General features: G+C 38.3%; 1 protein-coding gene. It reads left to right on the top strand.

Annotated features, from left to right (window positions below; genetic code table 11):
* Positions 1 to 62: 62 nt before the first annotated feature.
* A partial coding sequence (locus tag FY049_RS22220; RefSeq protein ID WP_446084434.1) for a phage tail tube protein occupies positions 63 to 715 on the top strand: 653 nt, incomplete at its 3' end.

The raw sequence follows: 715 nt of genomic DNA, 5'->3' as shown, positions 1-715 counted from the left end.
AGATAAGATCATTGAAGAAGTGAAGCCATCTGCACAACCAAAACTAAAAGAGGTCAAAACAGATGGCTAAAAAATATATTTCGCTTCAAGGTAAGTTTTACTTATCTGAAATTGCGAATGGTGTTGCTGGCGGTATGCGTCATCTTGGAAACGTACCTGAATTCGAACTTGAAATAACTACAGACCAAGTTGAACACCAAGAAAGCACATCAGGACAACGGACCACAGATTTTGTATTAACCAAAACAACAGGTGTTAATTTCAAAGGGCAGCTTGAAGAAGTGGATGAAGCCAATCTTCAATACATCTTGTCAGGTATGAAATCGGAGGTTGCCAGTGTTACAGTTACAGACCAAGTACTTGGAACAATCAAAGTAGGCCAAGAAATTAAACTTGATGGCTACAACTTAACTCAAGTATCTTTTAAAACGGGATCTACGACGATCGCAGCTGATAAATATACGCTTGATGCAATATTTGGTACGATTACATTTAATGAGTTAATTGCGGACCCAGTAACAGCCAGCTTCACTACTGGTAAAGTAAGTCACACAACCATCGCGAGTGAATTCAATAAAGAATACGAGTTGTTCTTTAAAGGAATTAATACTGCAACAGGTGAAAATATTGCTGTACGTTTGTGGCGTACTAAAAAATCACCTGAAACCACTTTCCCATTGATCCATGAAGAGTTAGGTCAATACGAAATCTCAGG

It is taken from the genome of Acinetobacter sp. 1125_18A, assembly GCF_052824985.1.
This window is presented reverse-complemented; position numbering and strand designations above follow the sequence as displayed.